The 18,793-nt window shown below is 38.8% G+C and carries 17 protein-coding genes; 4 read left to right on the plus strand and 13 right to left on the minus strand.

Annotated features, from left to right (window positions below):
• Positions 1-177 precede the first annotated feature (177 nt).
• The 12 genes from hypE to exbB all read right to left on the minus strand — a co-directional run bounded on the left by hypE (position 178) and on the right by exbB (position 13,208).
• Positions 178-1,197, minus strand: coding sequence for a hydrogenase expression/formation protein HypE (hypE, locus tag GTK47_RS18420; RefSeq protein ID WP_165125894.1), 1,020 nt, complete (start codon positions 1,195-1,197; stop codon positions 178-180).
• Positions 1,194-2,330, minus strand: coding sequence for a hydrogenase formation protein HypD (hypD, locus tag GTK47_RS18425; RefSeq protein ID WP_165126749.1), 1,137 nt, complete (start codon positions 2,328-2,330; stop codon positions 1,194-1,196). The genes hypE and hypD overlap by 4 nt, the downstream gene beginning before the upstream one ends.
• Positions 2,317-2,583, minus strand: coding sequence for a hydrogenase maturation factor HybG (gene hybG, locus GTK47_RS18430; protein ID WP_006535180.1), 267 nt, complete (start codon positions 2,581-2,583; stop codon positions 2,317-2,319). The genes hypD and hybG overlap by 14 nt, the downstream gene beginning before the upstream one ends.
• Positions 2,574-3,788 (minus strand): hydrogenase nickel incorporation protein HypB, encoded by a 1,215-nt coding sequence (gene hypB, locus GTK47_RS18435; RefSeq protein WP_165125897.1) that lies wholly within the window; start codon positions 3,786-3,788, stop codon positions 2,574-2,576. Before hypB ends, hybG begins: the two co-directional genes overlap by 10 nt.
• Before the next feature lie 62 nt (positions 3,789-3,850).
• Complete coding sequence (gene hybE / locus GTK47_RS18440; protein ID WP_165125900.1) at positions 3,851-4,345, minus strand: hydrogenase-2 assembly chaperone; 495 nt, start codon at positions 4,343-4,345, stop codon at positions 3,851-3,853.
• A complete protein-coding gene (locus tag GTK47_RS18445) occupies positions 4,342-4,830 on the minus strand; it encodes a HyaD/HybD family hydrogenase maturation endopeptidase (protein ID WP_006535184.1) in 489 nt (162 codons plus the stop codon). The genes hybE and GTK47_RS18445 overlap by 4 nt, the downstream gene beginning before the upstream one ends.
• Positions 4,830-6,533 (minus strand): hydrogenase 2 large subunit, encoded by a 1,704-nt coding sequence (gene hybC, locus GTK47_RS18450; RefSeq protein ID WP_165125903.1) that lies wholly within the window; start codon positions 6,531-6,533, stop codon positions 4,830-4,832. Before hybC ends, GTK47_RS18445 begins: the two co-directional genes overlap by 1 nt.
• Entirely contained in the window at positions 6,530-7,711 is a 1,182-nt protein-coding gene (gene hybB, locus GTK47_RS18455; protein WP_075674247.1) for a Ni/Fe-hydrogenase cytochrome b subunit, read from the minus strand. The genes hybC and hybB overlap by 4 nt, the downstream gene beginning before the upstream one ends.
• Positions 7,698-8,711, minus strand: a complete 1,014-nt coding sequence (hybA, locus tag GTK47_RS18460) for a hydrogenase 2 operon protein HybA (protein WP_165125906.1) — start codon at positions 8,709-8,711, stop codon at positions 7,698-7,700. The genes hybB and hybA overlap by 14 nt, the downstream gene beginning before the upstream one ends.
• Positions 8,708-9,832 (minus strand): hydrogenase 2 small subunit, encoded by a 1,125-nt coding sequence (hybO, locus tag GTK47_RS18465; protein ID WP_165125909.1) that lies wholly within the window; start codon positions 9,830-9,832, stop codon positions 8,708-8,710. Before hybO ends, hybA begins: the two co-directional genes overlap by 4 nt.
• Before the next feature lie 1,915 nt (positions 9,833-11,747).
• Entirely contained in the window at positions 11,748-12,176 is a 429-nt protein-coding gene (exbD, locus tag GTK47_RS18470; RefSeq protein ID WP_075674386.1) for a TonB system transport protein ExbD, read from the minus strand.
• A gap of 6 nt (positions 12,177-12,182) precedes the next feature.
• The gene (exbB, locus tag GTK47_RS18475) at positions 12,183-13,208 is read right to left on the minus strand and encodes a tonB-system energizer ExbB (RefSeq protein ID WP_165125912.1); all 1,026 of its coding nucleotides are present in this window, start codon (positions 13,206-13,208) and stop codon (positions 12,183-12,185) included.
• Between the two features lie 329 nt (positions 13,209-13,537).
• Here exbB and metC point away from each other — a divergent pair, with 329 nt between their 5' ends.
• Together metC and GTK47_RS18485 are read left to right on the plus strand one after the other, a co-directional pair.
• Positions 13,538-14,728: a cystathionine beta-lyase gene (metC, locus tag GTK47_RS18480; RefSeq protein ID WP_165125915.1), complete on the plus strand. Its 1,191-nt coding sequence runs from the start codon at positions 13,538-13,540 to the stop codon at positions 14,726-14,728.
• A gap of 125 nt (positions 14,729-14,853) precedes the next feature.
• Positions 14,854-15,522, plus strand: coding sequence for a DedA family protein (locus tag GTK47_RS18485; RefSeq protein ID WP_165125918.1), 669 nt, complete (start codon positions 14,854-14,856; stop codon positions 15,520-15,522).
• A 166-nt stretch (positions 15,523-15,688) separates the two neighbouring features.
• Here GTK47_RS18485 and GTK47_RS18490 read toward each other — a convergent pair whose 3' ends face one another.
• Positions 15,689-16,471 carry a class I SAM-dependent methyltransferase gene (locus GTK47_RS18490; RefSeq protein ID WP_165125921.1) on the minus strand — a complete coding sequence of 261 codons (783 nt, stop codon included), beginning with the start codon at positions 16,469-16,471 and terminating at the stop codon, positions 15,689-15,691.
• A 179-nt stretch (positions 16,472-16,650) separates the two neighbouring features.
• Here GTK47_RS18490 and GTK47_RS18495 point away from each other — a divergent pair, with 179 nt between their 5' ends.
• Complete coding sequence (locus tag GTK47_RS18495; RefSeq protein WP_165125924.1) at positions 16,651-17,808, plus strand: iron-containing alcohol dehydrogenase; 1,158 nt, start codon at positions 16,651-16,653, stop codon at positions 17,806-17,808.
• A 27-nt stretch (positions 17,809-17,835) separates the two neighbouring features.
• The gene (gene dkgA / locus GTK47_RS18500) at positions 17,836-18,666 is read left to right on the plus strand and encodes a 2,5-didehydrogluconate reductase DkgA (RefSeq protein ID WP_165125927.1); all 831 of its coding nucleotides are present in this window, start codon (positions 17,836-17,838) and stop codon (positions 18,664-18,666) included.
• Positions 18,667-18,793: the final 127 nt, after the last annotated feature.

Consider the following 18,793-nt stretch of genomic DNA (forward strand, 5'->3'; position numbering starts at 1 on the left):
CTCTCCACGCAGTAGGATTGGCCGAACATGTTACTCCAATAATTTTTTTATCAAAGAGTCAGTATTCAGATAAATGAGAGAAATTTGCGTTATAACAAACTTTTTGTAACAGATAGGCAACTTATCCCACTTATAAATCTTATGATTATTTCAATCTATAAGTGGGGAAATAAGTGATTAGCAAATACGAGGTAATGGTTCGTTATAAGGTAAATCAAGAATACGGCTAGTCCCGAAAATTCCTGTTAATCGAATATAATTATCCTCGGTAACTTCACCAATAGTACAAGCGTCTTTACCTAAAGGATGTTGGTGTAACGCTTCAAGTACTTGAGCTTCAGCTTCTGGTGATACCACTAAAACAATTTTTCCTTCGTTAGCAAAATTGAGTGCTTCAAGCCCTAATAATTCACAGACGCCACGAACAGATTGTTTCATTGGTAATTTGCTTTCATGCACATTCATGCCACAACCACTGGCTTGAGCAAATTCATGTAAAATTGCGGTCACTCCGCCTCGTGTTGCATCACGTAAGGCGCGAATTCCTTTAATTTGACGTAAAGGTGCAATCATTGGCTCAAGAACAGCACAGTCACTTTGTAGATCTGCTTCTAATCCTAAATTTTCACGCAGATTTAGGATTGTTGCACCGTGATCGCCAATAGTACCGCTTACTAAGATCTTATCGCCCGCTTTGATATTACTTGCAGCCCAATTAATTGCTGTTGGAATAACCCCAATACCCGCAGTATTGATAAAGATCTTATCCGCAGCACCACGAGGAACCACTTTCGTATCCCCTGTGACAATCTGTATTCCTGCTTGTGCCGCTGCTTTCGCCATCGCCATCACAAGGGTTTCTAGGGTTTCAAATGGAAGCCCTTCTTCAAGAATAAAACCACAGGATAAGTAACGAGGAACCGCACCACCAACAGAAAGATCGTTAGCCGTACCACAAACAGATAACTTACCAATATTTCCGCCGGGGAAAATAATGGGATCGATGACATAACTGTCTGTACTAAATGCAAGACGATCGCCAAGAGTGGTTAATTCATTTAACGCGATCCGTGCTTGGTCTTCTTTTTCATTTAATAACGGATTATCGAACGCTTTTAAAAACAGTCCTTCGATAAGTTGTTGCATACCTTGCCCACCATTTCCTTGGGCTAAGGTGATTTCATCAGGTTGTTTCATATATTACCTTCACGGCGATACTGATAATAAGCCGCACATGCACCTTCGGATGATACCATTAAGGCACCCAATGCCGTTTCTGGTGTACAACTTTTACCAAAGAGTGGGCAATCGGAAGGTTTGCATCGTCCTGTTAATACATCGCCACAGCGAGATTGTGGATTATCCGCCACTTTCTGCGGTGCAGGTGTAAAACGTAATTCAGCATCAAACTCAGAATAAGCCGGTGTTAATTGAATACCTGACATTGGGATCTCACCCAATCCGCGCCATTCACTGGTTTCTTTTAACATAAACACTTCGCTAAGTGCTTTTTGAGCCAACTTATTACCTTCATTCGGTACAATGCGACTATATTGGTTTTCAATACTTAAAACATAATCTGCATTTTCTGCTTTTGCTTTAAGTTGTTTAATGACCATCAGTATAGCTTGTAATAAGTCTAATGGTTCAAATCCTGTCACCACAAAAGGCTTTTCAAATTCGTCACATAGTGGTTGATATGGCGTACAACCAATCACCATACTGACGTGCCCCGGTGCAATAAAGCCGTCAATGCGAACATCATCTTGCTCTAGTAGGCAACGTAAAGTCGGCACGATAGTAATATGCTGACAAAATAGAGAAAAGTTTTTAAGTCCACGCAATTTCGCTTGTTGTAGCGTCATTGCCGTACTTGGCATCGTCGTTTCAAAGCCTAAACCAAAGAAGACAACTTGTTTGTCTGGATTATCTTGTGCAATTTTGAGTGAATCGAGTGGTGAATAAACTATACGAATGTCACTACCACGACGACGTGCATCAAGCATTGAGCCATTACGACCCGGTACTCGCATTGCATCACCAAAAGTACAGAAAATTACGTCAGGACGAGCTGCGATTTCTAAACATGCATCAATTCGTCCCATCGGTAATACACAAACAGGACAACCCGGCCCGTGAACAAATTCAATTTCTTCTGGTAATAAGCGGTCTAAACCAAATTTAAAAATGGCATGTGTATGCCCACCACACACTTCCATAATTTGTAATGGACGTTTAATAGGGTGAGGCCATTGTGAAATAGTTTCACGAATTTGGGCTAGTAAAGCTTTCGCAAGTTCGGGATCACGAAATTCATCAACGTACTGCATCATCAGCCTCTTCGAGGGTCACACCATAGACATGCTGTAATGCATCAAGAGTATCTTGTGCTTCTTGCTCATCAAGAATACTCATGGCAAATCCCACATGAATAAGTACCCATTTGCCTAATAATTCACTAGGTTCGCCTTCACATACCATTGAAATATTAACAGCACGTTTGACGCCACTGACTTCGGCATAAGCGAGTTGGTGGACGTCTTCGCCCACCTCAACAATCTTAGCTGGAACACCTAAGCACATAAACGACTCTCCAACCAAGTTAACCACTCTTCCATGCCTTCACCCGTTGTTGCTGATAACGCAATGATTTCGATATTTGGATTAACACGGCGAGCTGATTCAATGCAGGCTTGAACGTCAATATTCAGATGTGGCACTAAATCAATTTTATTGATAATCATTAAATCAGCCGCAGCAAACATATGCGGATATTTCAGAGGCTTATCTTCACCTTCAGTGACAGAAAGAATAGCGACTTTATGCTTTTCACCCAGATCAAAACTGGCAGGACAAACTAAGTTACCCACGTTTTCAATAAAGAGAACGCTGTTATCTTGTAAGCCTAATTGGTGTGTCGCATCATGCACCATTTGTGCATCAAGGTGACAGCCTTTGCCTGTATTCACTTGGATCGCTGGCACACCTGTTTCACGAATACGATCCGCATCATTAGTGGTTTGCTGATCGCCTTCGATCACCGCACAAGGCACACGTTGCGCTAATTGTTTTAATGTTTGTGTTAACAGTGTCGTTTTACCGGAGCCGGGACTTGAAACTAAATTCAATGCCAACACATTTTGTTGTTCAAAATGTTCACGGTTATGAACGGCAATGCGGTTATTTTTATCCAGCACATCCATTTCAATTTTCAGCATACGCTTTTGGCTAATACCGGGAGCATGTGTTCCTGCTTCGCCTTGACCATAATGCATATTCTGATTTTCAATCACTGGGCTAAATTGCTCTTCGTGTTCATGATCGTGGTCATGACCATGTGCATGATCGTGATCGTGGCTATGAGAATGATGATGCGAGTGCTCATGGTTATGATCATGAGCATGGTCGTGACTGTGTGAATGATCGTCATGTCCATGATGATGTTCATGGAAAACAGGGGTTTCGTTTAGCTGTGCATCGTTATGAAAATGGAGGTGAACATCACCACTGTTATGGTAATAGTGGTGATGAACGATGATAGGCTGACCATGTGTTTCGTAGTTATGCTTATGCTTTTGTTCAGACTTATCAATATATTTATGAACAGTATTCGCTGGAGTAGCATTGTGTTCATGATGGTGATCATGCCCATGATGGCTGTGATCATGATGATGACCGTGGTCGTGATGATCATGGTCATGAGAGTGATGATGGTGGTGCTCATGTGAATGAGGCTCTACGCCTTCAATTCTGACATTGCCTTCGCCACAACCGCAAGTGCTACACATATTCTGACTCCTGTACTATTCAATAAGAAGAATGTGACTCAGTGTCGCGTAAAATTTCTACACTATGATCTTAACTGACCACGGAAGAGAGAACGACGACTTAAATCAACTTCTGCTACGGATTGTGTCTGAACAGGAAGAGAAAGAGCCATTTTTACACTATTTTCAACCAACTCAATAGCATGTTCCGCTGCTAAATGTCTATCAAGTGGCGACATTAATGAACAAGCAAGGTACTGCATACCTCCCTCAAGCTCACCCACAACGAATTTAATCTGACCACAAGGTAATTCTAACCCAATGCGATCACCGACTTTTCGATGTGGCCATTCTTGTGAAGGCCCCGGGAAGACAACCAGTTCTAGCATCCAAGGCGTAAGAACAGCACCAATCCACTGATTTTCAAATAAAGTAAAGCCCCCTGCTTTTACAGGAACGCCTTCGCGATAAAAAGGAAGCCCTTTCATCTCTTTTTCAGCGATTTCACTAAAACGTGTTTCAAGTTGCTCAATAGGCGGTTCATCATATCCTATGACATCCCAGCTTAATTCACTCATGCTGTTACCTCTTTAGGTGTGACAGAAATGCCGTATTCACGCAAAATGTTCACCACATGTTCTAATGCAATTTCCATTGATTTTTCACCAATGTCAGACAGCGACATGCTTGGCTCTAATGATGCAGGTTCAATTCCCACTAAAATAAGTTTACGTGGAAATTCATCTGTCATACGCAGTGCCATTAATACATCGGATAAACCTAGCTGATGAGGCGAGATCTTCTGTGTAAAAAGTGCGGGAACATCATCATCATGCAACACAAAAATACTGCCCGGTTCATGATTACTTCTTACCGCATCGGCAACAATCAGAAGGTCTCTTGCAGCGATATCTTGCAAAATTTCCATACCTGATGTGCCACCATCAATAACATCGACGTTCTCTGGTAAAGAGAAGCGCTCTTCGAGCGCTTCTACTATACGAACACCAATGCCTTCATCGCTTAGTAATAAATTACCAATACCTAAGACGAGAGTTCGCATTATAATACCTTCACCTTACTTAGTTCTTTACCTGTTAAATCAACCATATGCACAGCACACGCCATACATGGGTCAAAGGAGTGGATCGTTCTTACCACTTCTAATGGTTTTTTCGGATCAGCAACAGGTGTACCAACAAGCGATAACTCATAAGGACCTGGTTCATCATTAAAATTACGAGGACCCGCATTCCATGTTGATGGAACAACTGCCTGATAATTAGTGATTTTACCGTCTTTAAACACGATCCAGTGAGATAACATACCGCGAGAGGCTTCTTCAAAACCAACACCGCGATACTCTTTACCTGGTTCAAACTCTGGTTTAATAAAGGCTGCTGTATCACCACGACCGATATTATCAACCAGTGATTGCCATAAAGAGGCCAGTGATTCTTGTAACACACACGCATGGACAGTACGTCCAATAATGCGCCCCCAAGTCGATTCTAGCTGCTCTGTAACCAGTGTTTCATTAGTTAATTGAGTATAGATCTTGTTGATGTCGTTGTAGTTTTTAACAGTTCCTTCGTGTTTCCCTGCTAAACCACACACTAACCATGCTAACGTGCCGACTTCTACAGGCTTGCCATAGAATGTTGGTGATTTAACCCATGAGTATTTGTTGTTTTCATCCCAACCTGTGTATTTAGGTCGAGTTAAACCTTCCCATGGTTTTAATGGTTCATCATCTTCATACCATGCGTGTTTACCACTTTCTTCAATACCGTCTTTCAGATTCTGATCTTTCCAGTCTTTAATTGGGCGATAAGTAGAGAAATCAATCCCTTCCATATAACCACCAGAAAGTAAGAACTCAGTGTTATTACCATTAATTGGTAATTCAGGTACAGACAGATAGTAGTTAGCACCTTTACCTATTTTTAGCCATTCAGGATAATAAGCGGCAAAAATAGCAGTATCCACTTTATAAACTTGGTTAACAAAATCACCCAACTTGTCGATAAAACTTTTCACGTACATTAAACGTTCTAAGTTGAGGACATTTGGCGCATCAAGGTTAATCGGGTTAGCAACGCCACCCACAGCCAAGTTTTGGATATGAGGTGTTTTACCGCCCAAAATAGCCACAATACGGTTTGCATCACGCTGGCACTCAAGTGCTTGCAGGTAGTGAGCAACCGCAATCAGGTTAACTTCTGGTGGCAATTTCATGGCTGAGTGACCCCAGTAGCCATTAGCAAAAATACCTAACTGGCCACTGTCCACTAAACCTTGGATTTTTTTCTGTACTTTTCTGAATTCTTCAGCAGAGTTCAGATGCCATTCAGAAACCCCTTTTAACATCGCTGATGCTTTTTCAGGATCGGCTTGTAATGCAGAAGTAATATCAACCCAGTCCATCGCAGAAAGCTGATAGAAGTGAACGATATGGTCATGGATGATATGTGAACCTAAAATTAAGTTACGGATATACTGAGCATTGACAGGAATATCCATACCTAAAGCATCTTCAACCGCACGTACTGAGGCAATCGCGTGAACTGTCGTACAAACACCACAGATACGTTGCACGATAATCCATGCATCACGAGGATCGCTTCCTTTTAGGATCTCCTCCATTCCGCGCCACATGGTACCGGAAGACCAAGCCTTAACAACTTTTCCGTTATCAATTTCACAATCGACGCGTAAATGCCCTTCAATACGGGTAATAGGATCAATAGTAATGCGTTGGCTCATGATTTAACCTCAGCCTTTTTTAATTGTATATTTGAATCTGTTTGTGCAGGTAAAACCGGCAATAAACGGATAATAAGAATGTAAGCAGTTACTTCAAATGCAACGAAACCAATAGAAATCAACAATTCGCTTGCTGTTGGGAAATAGTGGTAACCATTGCCTGGATTGTAAGCAACTAAAGAATAGTTCATACGCCACATTGCTGCGCCGATTAAGATAAATACAGCACAAACAAACAGCATTTTTGGACTACGGCGGTTATTATTTAAATGCATCAAAATAAGAGGAAGCAATAATAATGCAGTTTCAGCAATGAATAACCACGAGAACATATCCCCATTTCCGATATAACTTAGTTTACCGTTCCAAATGACCTCGCCCCAACGGCATACCAAGAATGCAATCAGTAACACTTCGATTACGCGTGTTAACTTGGTAAACAGTGGTGTTTCATCATCATTCATGGTGCGGCTTGCTTTTAGCAAAGAACCTTCAAAAATAACGATAGTAAAACCGAGGAGGAAAGCAGTTAACAGAGAAAACAGCGGTAACATCTCATAAGATTGCCACAGTGGATGTACTTTCCAACCCGCTGAAATCATTAATGATCCCATTGAGGATTGGTGCATGGTTGGCAGTAAAGCACCAAGGCCAATAATAAAGAACATCGCTTTATTAAGACGTTTCAACGACACTTTCCAACCTAAACGTTCTAATAACGCAGGTAAGAATTCTAATGCCATCACCATAATATAGATGGTCATACAGGTCGCAGTTTCAAACAACACGGAGTTAACGTTAAAGTATTGCGGCATAAAGAAGTGAGGCATGTTCCAATAACGACCAATATCAATAGCGATGGATAAACCACCTAATGAATAGCCGAACAAGCTCGCTAATAATGCAGGACGCACTAATGGGTGAAATTCCCCTTTATTAAAGACATAAACAGCCCATGCAAGTGCCCAACCACCACATGCAAAGCCTGTTCCTATCAATAAGTCAAAGGCAATCCAAATACCCCAAGGATATCCCCCATTCAGGTCAGAGACATCGCCCAGACCTAATACCAAACGCTTACCAATAAGAATAAAACCGAGCACAGCAAGCGGTAAAAATACTCTTACTGCTAGAGTAAATAACTTACCGCCAAGTGGACGAGGATCATGACTCGACATCGTTATCCTCCTTGTGGTGTTCCTGCTCTTGTTTTTTACTATTACGGTTAACCAAATAGGTGATCCCTGCAAGGGCTGCTATTGGTAATACCATGCCTTTATAAAGCGTATGTTGAATATATTCAGAACGCGCACCCGTTGATAATGGTGCCACTTCTGGCATTCCTAAATTGTCGAAAGGAACCGCAGAAAGTACCATGACTTGCGTACCGCCACCTTCAAACTCACCATAGATATGATCTTGATATTCAGGAATTTTATGTAGATAAGTATCGCCACCACTAATGGTTTGTCGTGGGTAATGATATTCTTCACCCGCTTTTTTCGCTAAACGACGTTTTGCTTCTTCCAGCAACTCTTCGCGAGTACCGAAAATGACTGCACCAGTAGGACAAACTTCAACACAGCCTGGTAATAAGCCTTTATCTAAACGCTCAACACCTTTTTGGTTACAAAGCTCACATTTATAGAGCTTACCAAATGGATCATCATAATCGTATTTTGGAATGTTATAAGGGCATCCCACCATACAGTAACGACAACCTGTACAGATATCCGCGTGATAATGGACAATACCGGTTTTTGGATCTTTGGTTAACGCAGAAACAGGACAAACAGAAACGCAGTTTGCATCAACACAATGCATACATTGTTTCTTAATAAAGGCATAACCGTTTTCCAGTTGGTCTTTATTTTCACCAGCACCATCACGCCAAATTTGAATAATGTTATTTGTGTAAGGACTTAATTTGTCATTGTTTGACCAAATCGGATCACCATTAGCGTAAGTATCGCCACGCTCCATTGGCTCCGGGTGATTAATTTCCTGACATTTAGTGACACATGCTTGACAGCCTACACACAGTGTAGAGTCGTAGAGCATACCGAGAGACCCAGGAATTGGGGGACGGTTCTGCGCCGCAGCATGACTCGCAGTGGGAGCCATTCCCGCAAGGAGAACCCCACCTGATGCCAGCTTAAAGAAATGACGCCTATTCACCGTTTATCCTCCTGTGAGGCTCCTGTGGCATTCTTGTCACGGCCTAATTGACGCACAGCCATCACACTGACACCCGCAACTGCACCCACGACAGCACCCAGTAAGCCAGCAGCACCATAAGAAACACCACCACCTTCTTTTGCATTAACATCAGGTACTTGTGCTTTTGGTGTTGGCTGATAAACGTTCGCTAATTGGAAAATACCTTTAGTAAAGCCGATACCTTCTTCGTTACAACCATAGCAAGGGTGACCGATACCGACAGGCCAGATCCCACCACCGACATCGCAGAATTCTAATGTTGGGCAGTTACCATAAGTTTCAGGGCCTTTACAGCCTAAATGGTATAAACACCAACCTTGACGATGACCTTCATCACCAAATTCTTTAGCAAAACGACCCGCATCGAAATGAGGACGACGTTCACAGTTTTCGTGAATTAAACGCTCATAAGCAAAAAGCGGTCTGTTTTTGCTATCTAACTTAGGCAAGTTGTTGAAAGTAATAATATGTGCAACAGTTGCTAAGAAGTTATGTGGGTTTGGTGGACATCCTGGAATATTGATAACGGTTTTACCCGGTAAAATAGCTTCCAGTGATTTAGCGCCAGTTGGGTTGCCCCCAGTAGCAGGTACACCGCCCCATGCAGAACATGAACCAATCGCAATAATCGCAGCAGCCCCTTCAGCGGCTTCTTTGATATGCTCAAGAATTGGTTTTCCTGCAACCATACAGTAAACACCACCATCTTTGTCTGGGATTGAACCGTCAACAACGAGGACGTACTTACCTTTATATTTCTCCATCGCATTGTGTTTATTTTCTTCAGCTTGATCACCAAAAGCTGCAGAAAGCACTTCGTGATATTCGAGTGCGATAACATCAAGAACGAGGTTTTCCAGAGTCGGGTGAGTTGCTCGTAATAAAGACTCCGTACACCCAGTACACTCCTGAGCACCAATCCAGATAACGGGTGGACGTTCAGGTGATGTCATTGCTTCTGACATTTCTGCGGCAGCTTTGCCGCTTAATCCCATGGTAGCTGACAGCGCAGCACACAATTTCATAAAATCGCGTCGGTTAATACCATGATGGGAAAAAACATTATTCCCCAAGGCCATATATCTCTCCTGATATGATGATTTTTAATTGGAATAATTTTAAAACACCGCCTTTTTAACACTCCGACACAATAATGACTTGATCATTATCAAGCGATAATTCATTAAAAAATAAATTATTCTTTTATGTGAGTAAAAACGTTTCAGCAATATAAAGTTTAATGCCTATTTTTTATATATTTCGTCATTTTAAATTTATTAAAACGCTATTTAATAATGATAAGGTAAATAGAAACAATTATCATTATCCAAAAAATACAGTAAAGGAAAAAATTTAAATCATTATTAATTAACAACTTACAAAAAAAGACAAAAAACAACCAAATTATAAGACAATATATTTAAAACAATACAAAATTAATAATTCATTATTTCTAATTTCTAATAAAATTTATTAAATATAAGTTCTAATATATTTTTTAATTATAATGATGACTCTTTTTTTCATATTATCAACCTTTATATTACATCACAAATAATGTTAAAAATTGCATTTCATAAACAAGAAATGATTACATTAATATATTTAATTTCAGCTTATTTTCATTGCCCATTTAGTAACTTTTCTTTTGTTATTAATTTTTAATCATCATGATAATGTTTATTTTATAGCCAAAAACCAACCTATTTTTCTTATCATTTTTCATATAGTTATAAGTATATTCGTTTTTGGAATAAGAAGTTCCCTTCGTATAAAAACGATATAAAATTAAATACATATCGATATATGGCAACAATCAAAAGCTAAGATCATTAATAATTACTAATTAGTACATAATGGCAATAATTTCATTAGGTTATTTTATAACATATCGAATTTATAATGAAATTAACGTAAATAAAATTTAATGTTAAATCCCTGTTGTTTTTGTGGATAAAAAAAACACAATTTATCGATGAATAATCCCAAAATAGAGTCTATTTCTTTTTTTTGTGAGAATAGATAAAAGAAGTGATCAGAAATCTAAAAAATTGAAAAATGCTTTGTTAACTGTTTGTGTTTTTTAATCAGGCAAGTTCTCGCTGATAACGAGCAATAAATTGGGAATAAGCACAAAAATGGCACACAACAAAGCACACACTCTGATGAGCTCGACCTAGAAGCGACAGGAACGACAGGAACGATAAAATAATAAGAACAACAGATATAACAATCAAAATAAAAAAGCCATAACACCGAAATGTTATGGCTTCTAAATTTATTAAAATAATAAAATGCTATGTGTAGTTCTCTGCCTTTCACGCTTTATTTTACTCACTGCTTATCAAGGATAAGAAGCGGTTTGAATAAGTAAATAAAATCTACTTATCAGAAATTGGAATGACTGAAAACAACGGTCTACCTGGTGCAATAAAAAAATAAGTATCCAAATGCGGATAACTTAGATAATAAATAAATTAGGCGTTTTAGCACGTTACAAAATATTTCAATTTGTAACGTGAGTGCATTATATCCAATAAGATTTTTTGCGCAAGTTTTTTTACACTTAAATCAAATTATCATAAAAACATTATAAATCACAAGGTTATAGATAAATTTAACTTTAAAAAGTTGATTTCAACAAATCTAAAAATGAAAAAAAATGAAGAGTTAATGAATATTAATGTTAAGAGAGTTCAAATAATGATATCTACTTAGCGTTAATTGATTCAGCTCGTCATTACTCAATAAACTTAATTAATTATTTATCCTGTAACTTAATCTGCTTATTATTAATATTATTTAATACTAAAGTTAAATTTTATTCTAACTCAATTTTATAAATAATATCGATAACCATTAAAAACGGTAAAAATATAAACTCTGTTTCTTCCATACAATAAAAAAGCACTTTATTCATCATTTCACAACGACAAATAAAGTGCTTTTAAAATAGCGTAATAATACTTAGATAAATAGCTTATTTGCTAAATTTTAACCGCCTGTAGAGACAGTTTCCATACCCACGAGCCCAACTTTGAGATAACCCGCTTTTCTTAGCGAATCCATTGCCGACATTAACGTTTCATAATCAACCGTTTTATCCGCTTGGAAAAAGATTGTTGTCTCTTTGTTTGCTTGTGTCATGGTATCTAACACATTCGCCATCGTTTCATGTGTAACCATCTCTTCACCGATGAAAATTTGTTTATCCGATTTAATCGTTAAATAAACTGGCTTTTCAGGGCGAGGTTGTGGTTTTGCACTTGAAGCGGGTAGATTAACTTTTATATCAACAGTAGCTAAAGGTGCCGCCACCATAAAGATAATGAGCAGAACCAACATGACATCAATAAAAGGCGTCACATTGATATCATGCAATTCATTATCATCACCTGAATCATCACCAAGACGCATTGCCATAATTCATTACCTTGCTTTGCTATTTTCGATATCTAAATCACGGCTGACTAATGTCACCACACCTGTTGCGATATCACCAATTTCACCACGATAACCCGCTATCATACGAGCAAAAATGTTATAAATAATCACTGCTGGGATTGCCGCAATCAGACCAATCGCGGTTGCTAATAGTGCTTCAGCAATACCCGGAGCAACAACAGCAAGGTTTGTCGTTTGAGAATGTGCAATACCGATAAAACTATTCATAATCCCCCAAACCGTACCAAAAAGACCGATAAAAGGAGAAATAGCACCGATTGTGGCTAAGTAACCATTACCGCGACCTAATTCACGGATAATGGCTGCAACGCGACGTTCCATTCGCATTTCAACACGCTCTTTAATTCCTGATGCGACTTTACTTTCTTGAGAGTAAGTACGTTCTAATTCTGCATCATTAAAGAAGTCTGCGGTTGCACTCTTACTACCAAATTTTTTGCTAATCGCTAATGCATCATTGAGTGATTTAGCTTCAACTAACTGAGCTGTTTCATTTCTTAAGCGGCGACGCAGTGAGATCAAGTAGCTGCCTTTCGCGAAAAAGAGTGCCCAAGTAACAATAGAGGCTAACAGTAAGCCAATCATGACACTCTTAACGACTAAATCTGCGTTACGGTACATACCCATTACAGATAAATCTTCAGCGAATCCGCCACCAGCAACCATTTCAGGTTGTACTTCTGATGATGTATTTTCTGTCACTAAAGGGGCATTTTCTGAATTCTCAGCCGTTGTTGCAGGTGTATTTTCACCTTCAGGCTTAGCGGTTTCAGTACCGACTGCTTTCACTTCATTACCCGTTGTTGAAGTCATAGTAGAAGTAGCAGTTGCTGGTGTGACTGTTGTTGGTGTAGCAGTTCCCTGTGTAGAAGCTGTTGAAGAAACGGCAGCAGTAGTTGGCTGTTCAGTTGGTGTGGCAGGAGTCGTATCCGCAAAAGCAGAGCCTGTCAGACCGATTGCCAATAGAATAGAAGCTGTCAAATTACGCATCAGTTGGCCTTTTACTCTCTTTTTTATCTATTTATTTATTCAGTAATGACATCTTTACGCCACTACTTACCCAAAATCGTTCGCTTACAATCATCCTGTTTGCCATCAGGAAAGAGAAAACGCTCAAATGATATCAAACATGAAGCATTTTGATAGTAATTATCATTACTATTTAGCTATTTTTTTTTCATTTGTCGATTTTTAAGACAAATTATCGTTATTTCACGTAACGTGAAATTTTATCAACTACCTTGCAAGCCTTTTGTACTTATCCAAAAAATGAATTAACTTGAGGTAAACACACCATCAATTAAAAGAAGGTATTAAGGATGACGCTAAAAAAACAAGAAACCTCACTCCTCCTTTCTGGTCGAGCTAAAAAATATTCTCAAGGCGCGGTAAACCCCATTATACAACGAACATCGTCTGTTATTTTTGATTCCGTTGCACAAAAACGTGAAGCAACGAAAAAACGGGCAGAAGGTACGCTTTTTTATGGCCGTCGAGGCACAACTACCCATTTTGCCTTACAAGAAGCGTTAACTGAATTAGAGCAAGGCACAGGCTGCGCACTATTTCCTTCAGGTGCGGCAGCTATTACGCAATCTATACTCGCATTTGTTGAGCAAGGTTCTCATATTCTCGTTACAGGCTCTGCCTACGATCCAACACAAAATTTTTGTGATCAGATCTTACGTAAATTCTCAGTCACCACAACCTACTTTGATCCTTTAATTGGCAAAGAGATCGATCAATTGCTACGTCCTGAAACAAAAATTGTTTTTCTTGAATCTCCAGGATCAATCACGATGGAAATTCAAGATCTACAAGGAATAGTCAATTCAGTCCGCCAATATAACCCTGAGATCATTATCATGATTGATAACACTTGGGCGGCAGGATTACTACTTAAACCACTGACATTGGGTGTCGATATTTCAATCCAATCTGCCACAAAATATATTAATGGTCACTCTGATGGCATGTTAGGTTTTGCTGTGGCTAATGAACGCTGTTGGGAGCAGTTACGAGAGAATTCCTATTTATTAGGTCAATGTGTTGATCCTGATACTGCTTATATGACAGCAAGAGGATTAAGAACACTGCCAGTAAGAATGAAGCAACACGAACAAAGCGCATTAGAAGTCGCTCGCTGGTTAAAACAACACTCTTTAGTTGATAATGTTTATCACCCTGCATTAGCTTCTTGTCTGGGTCATGAATATTTTCAACGTGATTTCTCGGGTAGCAACGGCTTATTCTCTTTTAGTTTAAAGAAAATTTTAACGCCTGAAGAATTTGCGTATTTCTTAGATAACTTCTCATTATTTAAAATGGCATTTTCATGGGGAGGATTTGAATCTTTAATTTTAGGTTATCAACCCAATGATATTAAAGCGATGCGCCAATATGAAACTAAGCCAACATTTGCCGGAACACTATTTCGCATTCATATTGGATTAGAAAATGTAGATGACCTTATTGAAGATCTAGAACAGGCATTTTTACGCATTTCTTAATAAAGAATGAATTTTTTATTAAAAAAAATCTATCCCTGTGGTTCCACAGGGATTAAATCAAACTGTTCTCTTTATTTTGCGTTAGAATAGCGAACATAAAGTCCTTTTTTAATGCGAGTTCGCTAATGGGTACATTAAAAGAGATAATTCACGCACTCATGCAACACGATTATATGGTGTTGGCTAATCCTAATGTGCTGTGGGTTATCTATATTGTTCTTTTTGTTATTATTATGCTGGAAAACGGGGTATTACCCGCCGCATTTTTACCAGGAGATACACTGCTTATTCTTTGCGGTGCCTTAATTGCAAAAGATGTTTTACACTTCTTTCCGACAATCATTATATTAGGCACTGCCGCCAGTATAGGGAGTTGGCTTGGCTTTCTACAAGGCCGTTGGCTAAGTGATACAAAAGTGGTTAAACGTTGGATGGCTCAATTACCAGAGCAATATCACCATAAGGCAAATGACCTCTTCCACCGCCAAGGTTTATATGCGCTATTACTGGGTCGTTTTATTGGGTTCGTGCGTACATTATTACCTACCTTGGCAGGTTTATCTGAATTAAAGCAACGTCGCTTTCAAATATTTAACTGGTTAAGTGGCTTTTTATGGGTAGGGATTATCGTTTCTTTAGGTTATGTACTAAACCTTATTCCATTTGTACAAAAGCATGAAACACTTGTCATGAACATTTTGATGACATTACCAGTATTGCTTTTAAGTGCGGGCTTAATTGGCTCAATTGTAATGTATATTCGCCATCGTAAAAATAGCACCAGTAGTAAGTAATTAAAAAACACGCCATTATTTAAATCAGGAATAATGGCGTATTTTACGTATTATCTGATACCGCAATAAAAGTTCAGTTGTTCATTGTCTTATCTCCACATCTATTAATATCTGACTAAAAATCCATTTATATTAATCACAATCATATTCTTCCTACTCTATTTTTTTAAAGCTTAATGGCTTTTGAAGCAAGAAACGTTGGAATATAACTATCAACTAAGAAACGAGCATGAGGAGCAAAATCTTCAACAAAATCCTGTAATAAAAAACCCGCCGTTAATTGCCCGCCAATAAGATCAGTCAAAGAGTGTCCAAAAACCAATCCATCACCTCTTGCGACTTTTTCTTGCAGAACATCCGAAGGTAATGAGCCTTGATCGCTATAAGGTAAGCGGTAAGCTGGCCTCATTAATCCCTGTGAACGTAATTGCGGATCTCTATCATCAATAAATACAACAGGATTATAAAAGCTCGCCATTAGTACACCACCTTTTTTCAAAACACGGTAGCACTCTAGCCAAACAGGATTTACATCAGGTACATATAGGTTTGAAATAGGGTGAAAAATAATATCAAAACTTTCATCAGCAAATGCGGTTAAATCAGCCATATCACCCTGTGCTGTTACCAAATCTAGCTGATGCTTTTGCGCCAATTGGCGATCTTTGTCTAATTGACCTTCTGATAAATCAAACACAGTCACAATGCCACCCGCAGCCGCCAAGATAGGCGCTTGTTGCCCACCAGCAGAAGCTAAACAGAGTATTTTTTTACCTTTAATATCCCCTAACCATTCGCTTTTTACAGGGCTTGGTGTTAAATGTACTTTCCAGTCACCTTGCTTTGCCGCGAGAATTTCTTCATCGCTCACAGGCTTAGACCACTGATTTTCCATTGCGGCTTGTTTATCCCAATGCTCTTGGTTTAATGTTAAATAATAACTTTCCATATTACTCCTTATAAATTAACTACAATTGAATTATTGTAGGCATTAAGAGAAATAACTCATCTCTTATTGCTACAACCTTACAGTTATAGTTATGTCAGGCTATCTAATCTAGATACAATGGAAAACTTTCTCCTAGTTAATTGTCATACTTCAGAACATCGAATTAAGGTGGAAACAAAATGCAAAACTTTACTTATTATTCGCCAACTCGCCTTCATTTTGGTCAAGGACAAATAGATAAACTACGTTCTGAAATTGGAAAAAATGAAAGAGTTCTACTAACGTATGGTGGCGGTAGCATTAAGCGCAATGGTGTATTAGACCAGATTTATACCGCACTTCCGGGATATCAAATTCATGAGTTTAGTGGCATTGAACCAAACCCATCTTATGAAACACTCATGAAAGCGGTTTCTTATGCCAGATATCACGGTATCACACATTTATTAGCCGTGGGTGGAGGCTCTGTTATTGATGGTACAAAATTTATTGCAGCGGCAATACCTTATCACGGTGAACCTTGGGAAATCGTAACAAGTCGCGGTAAAGTGGTCGAAAAAGCAATACCGTTAAGCTGTGTATTAACACTTCCAGCAACAGGAACAGAAACCAACAGTTTCTCTGTTATCAGCAAAAAACAGACAATGGATAAACAAAGCTTTGCCAGCCCTCATGTTTACCCTCATTGCGCTATTTTAGATCCAACAACCACTTATTCTTTACCACCAAGACAAACTGCCAACGGTGTTGTTGATGCTTTTATTCATATATTAGAACAATATCTCACTTATCCAGTGAATGCTCGTGTACAAGATGAATATGCAGAAGGCCTTTTACGTATTTTGATTGATCAAGGGCCAAAAGCGCTGACATCACCTACAGACTATGATATCCGTGCTAATATAATGTGGACAGCATCACAAGCGCTAAATGGTATCCTTGGTGTTGGTGTTCCTCAAGATTGGGCTACGCATGCATTAGGTCACGAACTCACGGCTTTACACGGACTTGATCATGCGCAAACTCTCGCCATCGTTTTACCTGCATTATTAAATGAAAAACGTCAGGCTAAATACGGCAAGTTAATCCAATATGCACAAAAAGTTTGGGGTATAAACCAAGGTTCTGATGCTTTTAAAATTGAAACTGCGATTAATGAAACTCGAAAATTCTTTGAATTAATGGGACTTAGAACTCGACTGGCTGATTTCAAAATCAGTGAAGAAGATATTCCTGCATTAGTGCGAAAGTTGGAAGAGCATGGACAAATTGCACTGGGTGAGCATCAAGATATCACATTAGAAGTCAGTCAACGTATTTATACAGCGGCACTCTAAGTACTTTTTGCGACTCTGGAGATAGAAATGGATAAACCTAAACTGATCAAATTATCTGATGGAAATGCCATCCCACAACTTGGTCTTGGTGTTTGGAAAGCAGATAATCATCAAGTTGTTAAAGCTATTCATCATGCACTTGATACAGGCTATCGCCTTTTTGATACGGCTGCGATTTATCATAATGAAGAAGGTGTAGGCAAAGCATTAAAACAGATCACTGTTCCTCGTGATGAACTTTTTATCACAACAAAATTATGGAATAACGATCAAACTCATGCCCGTGGTGCCGTCTTAGAAAGTCTCCAACGTTTGCAACTTGATTATATTGATCTCTACTTAATGCATTGGCCAGTACCTTCACGAGAGCTTTATATTGAAGCTTGGAAGCAAATGATTATTTTGCAAAAAGAAGGGTTAGTAAAAAGTATTGGTGTATGTAATTTTAAAGAAGAACATCTAGAACGTATCATTACTGAAACGGGTGTAACCCCTGTTATTAATCAGATTGAAATTCATCCTTTAATGCAGCAAGCACCGTTAAGAGCATGGAACACAACTCATAATATTGTCACCGAATCATGGAGCCCATTGGCACAAGGCGGTGAAGGTGTCTTTGGGCACCCTATTATTCAAAAGCTGGCTGAAAAATACCATAAAACTCCAGCACAAATTGTTTTACGCTGGCATTTAGACAGTGGTCTTGTAGTTATTCCAAAATCAGTTACACCTTCTCGTATTGAAGAGAATTTCCATATTTTTGATTTTAAATTAGAAAAAGAAGAAGTAGCTGAAATTACCGTTCTTGAACAGAAAAAACGTTTAGGCCCTGATCCTGATATTTTTGTCGATATCTAATTTTTGAACCTCTATTAAAAGACCAATAGAATACATTTCTATTGGTCTTTCTATGTCAAAATATCTCCCCCCTCTTTTTTGCTCTTATTTTTATTTTTTTGATCTTTAATTTTTATATATTCATAAA

Origin of the sequence: Proteus sp. ZN5, from assembly GCF_011046025.1 — a bacterium.
Lineage (GTDB): Bacteria > Pseudomonadota > Gammaproteobacteria > Enterobacterales > Enterobacteriaceae > Proteus.